6 protein-coding genes are annotated in these 7,329 nt (G+C 58.6%); 2 read left to right on the top strand and 4 right to left on the bottom strand.

Features of this window, described 5'->3' with window-relative positions; genetic code table 11:
• Positions 1–39: 39 nt before the first annotated feature.
• The 4 genes from ACED18_RS19485 to ACED18_RS19470 are packed head-to-tail and all read right to left on the bottom strand — an operon-like array spanning position 40 to position 4,100.
• The gene (locus ACED18_RS19485) at positions 40–1,290 is read right to left on the bottom strand and encodes an ABC transporter substrate-binding protein (protein WP_075627936.1); all 1,251 of its coding nucleotides are present in this window, start codon (positions 1,288–1,290) and stop codon (positions 40–42) included.
• Between the two features lie 37 nt (positions 1,291–1,327).
• Positions 1,328–2,158 (bottom strand): carbohydrate ABC transporter permease, encoded by an 831-nt coding sequence (locus ACED18_RS19480; RefSeq protein ID WP_075627935.1) that lies wholly within the window; start codon positions 2,156–2,158, stop codon positions 1,328–1,330.
• The gene (locus ACED18_RS19475) at positions 2,155–3,036 is read right to left on the bottom strand and encodes a carbohydrate ABC transporter permease (protein WP_075627934.1); all 882 of its coding nucleotides are present in this window, start codon (positions 3,034–3,036) and stop codon (positions 2,155–2,157) included. Before ACED18_RS19475 ends, ACED18_RS19480 begins: the two co-directional genes overlap by 4 nt.
• The gene (locus ACED18_RS19470; RefSeq protein WP_234794762.1) at positions 3,033–4,100 is read right to left on the bottom strand and encodes an ABC transporter ATP-binding protein; all 1,068 of its coding nucleotides are present in this window, start codon (positions 4,098–4,100) and stop codon (positions 3,033–3,035) included. The genes ACED18_RS19475 and ACED18_RS19470 overlap by 4 nt, the downstream gene beginning before the upstream one ends.
• Before the next feature lie 179 nt (positions 4,101–4,279).
• On the opposite strand from ACED18_RS19470, the gene ACED18_RS19465 reads away from it, so the two are divergent.
• Together ACED18_RS19465 and ACED18_RS19460 are read left to right on the top strand one after the other, a co-directional pair.
• Positions 4,280–5,152 (top strand): LysR substrate-binding domain-containing protein, encoded by an 873-nt coding sequence (locus ACED18_RS19465; RefSeq protein WP_075627932.1) that lies wholly within the window; start codon positions 4,280–4,282, stop codon positions 5,150–5,152.
• 673 nt (positions 5,153–5,825) lie between these two features.
• Positions 5,826–7,280, top strand: a complete 1,455-nt coding sequence (locus ACED18_RS19460; protein WP_083639452.1) for a Shedu immune nuclease family protein — start codon at positions 5,826–5,828, stop codon at positions 7,278–7,280.
• The last annotated feature ends 49 nt before the right edge of the window (positions 7,281–7,329 follow it).

Here is a 7,329-nt window from a genome sequence, read left to right as displayed (position 1 = left end):
GTGGCCGCATGAAGCGGCCACGCGACGCCCTGTTGGTAATCAGCGACGCGGCAGAAGCGCCTGAGTGTCGGCTGCCATCTCGGCAAGAACGGCCTCGGCTTCTTTGGCGCGGGTGCCATCCATGATCGACTGCATGTGATCCTTGATGACATCGGTGATCTTCAGGCCGTTATCGCCCGGGAAAGCATACCAGCCGGTCAGGTAAGGAAGCTCGGAAAGAGCGACGGCCTGGTTCGGATTCCGAGTGTAGAAATCCTTGAGCAGATCAGCAGCCTTGGTATTGGGCGCCATGTAGCCGGTGGTGCGGACCATGATCGCGCCACCTTCCGGACCGGTGGCGAATTTCAGGAATTCCCATGCCGCCTTCTGCTTCTCTTCTGTCTTTGCCGTGATGATGGCGACATTGCCACCGGCCGGCAGACGCGTGACGCCATCCTTGATATCCGGATAGACACCGGTCTTCAGTTCGAACTTGTCACCGACCTGCTTGGTAACGGCATTGACGCGCGACGTGGTGGTGACCATGACGCCGATCTTGCCGGCAGAGAAGGCCGCCAGCATGTCGTTGGCCGTCATGTTCGGAGACTTGGCTTCGGTGGCAAGGCGTGCCAGCGTTGCGATCGCCTGCTTGCCGGCCTCGCCATCGAAGGCAACCTTGGTCTCGTCAGCGGTGAGCATCGTGCCGCCATTAGCGAAAACCATGGCCTGCCACAGCCAGTTGCCGGTGATCGACCACTCGGCCATCACACCATCGGCTTCGCCCTGGGCATTGATCTTCTTGGCAAGCTCGATGATTTCGTCCCAGCTCTTGGGCAGGCTGTTTTCGTCGAGACCAGCCTGCTTCACCAGATCCATGTTGTAATAGACGATCGGCAGCGAGATCGCGAAAGGAAGACCATAGACCTTGCCGTTGACGGCACCGGCCTGACGCATGCCGTCATGATAGCCTTCGGCGTCGAAGTCTTTTTCATTCGCGATGAAGTCATCGAGCGAGACGGCGATTTCCTTGTCCGCCAGCACGCGAACGCGGTTTAGGCCCTGAAAGGTGACGTCCGGCACATTGCCGGTAATGCCTTCGCGCAACACACGCTGTGCGGCATCCTCGTATTCCTTGTAGGGCGTACGGAACTCGACCTTGATGTCAGGATGCTTCTTGCTGAACGCTTCGGCGAGCTGCTTCTGGGTTTCATCGAACAGTTCCGGATAGGGATACTGTACGGTGATCGTGGTCTGGGCGAGCGCCATGGAAGCCGTCAGCGAAAGCGCTGCGGCGGTCAGGATCATTCTCATTCATAGTCTCCAGTCGTGGATGGATGTTGGGTTGCGGTTATTTGATGCCGGTGAAGGCAATGCCTTCGATGAAGCGCCGTTGTGCCAGGAGGAACAGGGCGAGAAGCGGAGCGACAATGATTGTCGCGGCGGCCATGAGCGGGCCGAAATCGTTGCCGGCTTCGGCGTTGCGAAAGGCCATGATGCCGAGCGGCGGCGTGAAATAGCTGTCGCTCGATACGGCGACCAGCGGCCAGAAATAGTCGTTCCAGTGGGCGACGACCGAGAAGACGCCGAAGGCCGTGAGTGCGGGGATAGCTGCAGGCAGCATGACGCGCCAGACGATCGACAATTCGGACATGCCGTCCATACGCGCGGCATCGACCAGATCATCCGGTACGCCCATGAAGAACTGCCGCACAAGGAAGATGCCGAAGACCGAGATGGTGAAAGGCAGGACGAGCGCGCTGTAGCTGTCGAGCAGACCGACATAATAAAGCAGGATGAACAACGGCACGGCGATCGCCTGATAGGGGATCAGCAAGCAGAAGAGCACGAAACCGAAAGCGACATGGCGGCCGAAAAAGCGCAGTTTGGCGAGTGCATAGGCGGCCGGCAAGGCGACCAGTACCTGCAGGAAAAAGATCGCCGCCGTGACGACAACGCCGTTGACCAGATAGAGCATCAGGGGCGCTGCGGAAAACGCTTCCGAATAATTCTCGATCACGGCGAGCTTTTGCGGCCACCAGCGCACCGTATCGGAAAAGATCTCGTCGGCCGGTTTGATCGAGGTGGAAACCATGACCGCGAAGGGCAGAAGCGCAAAAGTCGCGATCGAAAGCAGGGCGGCATGACGAAAGGCCGAAGCGGCGAAAGAGCGGGGCATCATGCGCTTGCTCCATTCTTCTTGAGGGACACGAAACGCAGCAGGCTGACACCGACGACGAGCAGGATGAAGACGATGGTGATCGCTGCTGCATGGCCGCTGCGGAAGAACTCGAAGCCTTCGGCATAGATCGTGTAGAGCAGCACTTCCGTTGCCTTGTTGGGGCCGCCCTGGGTCAGCGCATGCACCGTGTCGAAGACCTGAAAGGAGCGAATGACGGAGGTGACGGCGACGAAGACGGTAACGGGCGCCAGCAGCGGCCATGTGATCAGCTTGAACCTCGCCCAGGCATTCGGTGTGCCATCCATTTCGGCGGCGTCATAGAGGTCGCGAGGGATGGCCGAGAGGCCGGCCATGAACAGGACCATGTTGAAACCAAAACTCTGCCAGATGCCGATCACCGCGAGCACATAGAGCGCGATCCCGCCGTCCTTCAGCCAGTTATGCGGGGCAAATCCCAGCGCCTTCATCGTGGCGTTGACGATACCGAAGCTCGGATGCAGCATGAATTCCCAGACCACGGCCATGGCAAGAAGGCTCGCCATGACGGGCAGGAAGAAGGCGGTTCGATAGAAGGAGCGCAGCGAGGTTCCGGCATCGATGAGGAGCGCGCTGACAAGGCCGAGCAGCATCGAGCCCGGCACGACGACGGCCGAATAGATCAGCGTGTTGCTCAAGGACTTCCAGAAGGTCGGATCATCCGCCAACGCCTCGAAATTCTCGAAGCCGACAAAACTCAGGCTGCGGTCTCCGAGCTGGTAGTCGGTAAAGGCCAGCACGAAGATCGACGATAGCGGCGCGAAAAGGAAAAGCAGGGCCAACACCGAAGCCGGCGCGATGAGGGCAAGGCCGGCCCGGTTCTGGCTGGCGGAAAGGCTCATCGGCCACCCTCCAGCCGGAAGGCACCGGCGATACGTCCGTTGTCGGCACCGAAGACATGCAGGCGCGTCTCGTCGACATGAATGCCGGCCTTGTCACCGATCGCCGGGCGAATGCCGGCCGGGTCGCAACGCACGATGACGAGATCGCCGCCCGCTGTCATTACCTGAACGAAAAGGTCGGCGCCAAGATTTTCGATGTGATGGATGGTGCCGCCGAGCGGTGCCTCAAGTCCACCAGCTAGCCGCGCCGCTTCCGGTCGAAAAGCTGCATGCACGCGATTGCCGATGGAAACTGGCGAGGCAAGCGAGAGGGTGCCATTTTCTGAAATCACCGCCTGCAGGACATTAATTTTCGGGCTGCCGATGAATTCCGCGACGCGCAAATCCTGCGGCATCTGGTAAATCCGGTCGGGTGTATCGACCTGAAGAATTTCGCCGCCCATCATGACCGCGATACGATCGGACATCGTCATCGCCTCGGCCTGATCATGGGTGACATAGATGAAGGTGGAGCCCAGCTGGCGGTGAAGTGCCGCGATCTCGCCTCGCGCCTGTACTCGCATCTTGGCGTCGAGATTGGAAAGTGGCTCATCCATCAGGAAGGCGCTCGGCTTGCGCACCATGGCGCGGGCCAGCGCCACGCGCTGACGCTGGCCACCGGAAAGTGCCGCCGGCTTGCGGTCCTTCAGCATGGAGATCGACAGCGCCTCGCAGACCCTTTCCACTTCTACGGCAATCTCCTTGCGTTTTCCTCTGCCGGACGGGAACAGTCCTCCGACCAGCGAACGCTCGGTCGTGTTGAGGCGGCGCATGACCAGCGGCACGGCAATGTTTTCTGCCACCGTCAGATGCGGATAAAGCGCGTAGGACTGAAAGACCATGGCGAGATCGCGGTCGCGCGGCCGCATCCGGTCGACGGCCGTACCATCAAGCAGAATGTTGCCATCGCTCTGTTGCTCCAGCCCGGCAATGATACGCAAAAGCGTGGACTTGCCGCAGCCCGATGGCCCCACCAAGGAGATGAACTCGCCGTCACGGATATCCAGATCAACGCTCTTGAGCACATGGGTTTCCCCGAATGTCTTTGCGACAGATCTGATGTTTACGCCGGCCATGGTTGAAGTCCTGAAGGTTCATTCGATGGCCGGGGGGATATTTCACAAATTTTACATCTGAATGACGCATTATAAATTTAGGTTATGCCGCCTATCAGATCGCCATTTTTGAAAAGCAATCGCACACCATGCGCTCCAAGCTAAGTTATGCCCAGTTGCGAGCTTTCAATGCCGTAGCAAAGGAAGGCAGTTTTTCGGCGGCCGCCCGCCGCCTCGAGCTCAGCCAGCCTGCCATAACCGCGCAAGTAAAGGCGATGGAGCAGAGCTACGGGGTGCTTTTGTTCGAGCGCACCGGCGACGGAGCACGCATGACGGCGCTGGCGAAATCGCTGTATAAGGAAACACGTGAGTTGAACGCCATAGAGGAAGTAGCGGCCGATATCCTGAGTGCCTCCAGCGCTCTGAAGACTGGAGAGCTCAATGTCATGTGCGGTGCGCCGAACCCTGCCATGGCGCTTCTCTCCGAATTCCGGCGTCGTTATCCCGGTGTGAGGATCAATGCCAGCTTCGGCAACTGGCATCAGGTGACGACGGCGCTTTACGAGCAGCGATGCGATGCGATTATCCTCACCGGCGTTCCACAGGATGAGGCGCTCAATCGGGTTGCATATATGGAGCAGCGCGCCATAGCGCTTGTTCCTGCCAGGCATACGCTTGCGGTGCGCGGCAAACCGGTATCACTACATGAACTGGCTGATCAGCCCCTGATATTCCGCACGGAGCACTCTCTGACCCAGACGGCGGTCAATCGCGCCATGAAAGCGGCCGGCCTTGATCTGGAGCCGGCGCTGCGGCTTGGTGAACGCGAGGCCGTCTATGAAGCTGTGCTGCAGGGTCTGGGTATCGGCTTCATGTTCGAGTTGGCAGTGACGCGCGACGACCCCGCCGTGCTGCGCCTTCCCATCACCGAGGTCGAAGAGACTTTTGTCGAGCATGTCGCATGTCTCACCCGAAACATGCGACGCAGGGAGGTTCGCGCGCTTATGGCGCTGGTAGGATGACCACATCGCGCCGTAGGCACTAGCAACGCTCTTGAACGGATACGAACCTACGACCTCTGAGCAAAAGCCATAAGTCATTGGATATTAGGCGCCTTTACATCCAGCGGATCGACATGATGGTCAGGCACCTATCCTGAGCCGGAGACTATGCCGAACCCGTTCCCTAAAGATATAGGTTTCCGGTAAGTCGCCCACCAAGTTCGGCATAACGCTGATGCGCTGCGCTGGCTGCAGATGAAGTCGGATGGTCGGCCGCGGCGCCTATTTGCCAGCCGCACGTGTCAGTTCGAACAGTGCCACGGCCTGCAAAACAAGTCCCGCAGACGCTTCCAGCCCCCCGGGATAGGCGGTCCAGCAGCCGCGGTCGTTTCGCCAAAAGCTGCGCAAGTCTCTCCCGAAACAGGACGGCCATCCGCCTGCCTCGAAACAATGCCCTCGAGCGAAAGCTTGCATGCCGACCGCAAGACAGCGTCGCCGCCGGTTTGGAAATGGTCGACGAAACGGAGCCGCGGATCGTCACCGTCGTTGGCGAGGAATACCTGCAGGTCTCCGATCGAAGGCTGAGTCTGCAGCAGCTCGGTTTTACTAGCTCGCTGCTTCAACTATCCCGTTCACTCCGATTGCAGGTTGTACCTACGGCTCCTATATTTTCCCGATATTTATAGGATCGCACATGGCAACCTTCGGCCCCCAATTCGGTGATGACGATAAAGGAACTCTCTTCTTATGGAGAAAGGGACCCGGCCTCGTTGAGGTGTCGTTCACACCGTCGGATCGGCGGATCGAGATTGCGGACCTTACCGAGATCAATACGACGCAAGTGCTTTTGCGCTTCGATGCAGCCAAGCACACCACCACGTTGTTCCCGATCAACACCATGCCAGGCTCCGAATATTTCCTGATGCCGAAATATGATCCTATCGAGTCGATCGAAATCATAGAGGACGAGAATTTCTTTCAAGATTTCAGCGATTTCCGCACCTTAGAGGATGTTCAGGGCTATCTTGCCAAAGGCATGCCAAAAGGGTTCGTCAAAGACCCGAATTACGGTCTCGGCCTCGAGCGCAAGCTTTCGTTTATCGTGAATGCCATCACGGAAGTAGATGGTATCACGAACCTGCGGATCACCGACAAGCGCGAGCTGGACGTCGCCGTGACGGATGACGGCACGACCTACGAGCTCGGCTATACGCTCTTCCATGAACTGCGCCGGAATGCCAACCGCTTCGAGACGAAGGCTCAGGGTTCGGTGCGCAGGAAAAAGCAGCAGGCTGCATATACCAACCTTCTCACTCGCCTGGACCGCGAGAAATTCCCAGTGAAAATATTCGACCGCGCCCCCGACGACATCGCCGAAGTGATCGGCAATACGATCACGGATGCCAAACTTTCGGAAAACGATCGGGCGGCCGTGGTCAATATGGCCGCGGCGTCCGTGCGCACTTCGATGAAGTCGCAGCGCGTCGGCCTGGCAAAGCTTCACGACGAGATCGAGCTGGCTTCGCTCGACGAACTGATCGCTCGTGTGGAGGAGCGGTTCGTCGAAAGAACGAGTGAGCTCCAATGGCAGAAACTTCTCGAAGCCAACCCGTTCATTCTCGATATGGCGTTCAATGTGCCGGTTTTGCTGGTACAGGGCCAGGCGCATGTGGGTGGCAAGGTGCTGAACGGCTCCGGCGAAAAGATCGCCGATTTCCTGTTCACCAACAAGCTGACCGACAGCATCGCCCTGCTCGAGATCAAAACCCCCGGCACGGAGCTGATCGGCAAAAGGGAATATCGGGGCGGCGTTTATACTGCATCGGCAGAGCTCGTCGGCGCCGTGGCCCAGGTACTCGATCAGATCGATAAATTGCGCAGCGATATCTATCGGCACAAAGCGCAGAACGCGCCGATCTCGCTCGAGAGCTACGGCATCAAGGGAATGATACTGGCGGGCATGATTCCGGAAGGTCCACGAAAGCGAGCCTTCGAGCTGTACCGTAGCAGTCTCGCCGGCGTCACGATCATCACATTCGATGAGCTGCTGTTAAAACTGAAATCCCTTCGTGACCTTCTGGGCGGAAAAGCCGATATCGCCCCCAGCAAGAAACCAAATCCCGCTCGTGAATTCGAGGATCTGTTCTAATGGCCGCTTGCAGACCCACTCGAACATCGAGGCCGGCCGGAGGACGTGC

The organism is Rhizobium sp. SG2393, assembly GCF_042610495.1.
Classification (GTDB): domain Bacteria; phylum Pseudomonadota; class Alphaproteobacteria; order Rhizobiales; family Rhizobiaceae; genus RU20A.
Note: the sequence above shows the minus strand (reverse complement) of the source record. Positions and strands in the feature narration are given on the sequence as shown.

What these genes read in the sequence shown, in the direction of transcription:
- ACED18_RS19480 (WP_075627935.1), bottom strand. Translation starts at nt 2,158, where the DNA reads ATGATGCCCCGCTCTTTCGCCGCTTCGGCCTTTCGTCATGCCGCCCTG.
- ACED18_RS19485 (WP_075627936.1), bottom strand. Translation starts at nt 1,290, where the DNA reads ATGAGAATGATCCTGACCGCCGCAGCGCTTTCGCTGACGGCTTCCATG.
- ACED18_RS19475 (WP_075627934.1), bottom strand. Translation starts at nt 3,036, where the DNA reads ATGAGCCTTTCCGCCAGCCAGAACCGGGCCGGCCTTGCCCTCATCGCG.
- ACED18_RS19460 (WP_083639452.1), top strand. Translation starts at nt 5,826, where the DNA reads ATGGCAACCTTCGGCCCCCAATTCGGTGATGACGATAAAGGAACTCTC.
- ACED18_RS19465 (WP_075627932.1), top strand. Translation starts at nt 4,280, where the DNA reads ATGCGCTCCAAGCTAAGTTATGCCCAGTTGCGAGCTTTCAATGCCGTA.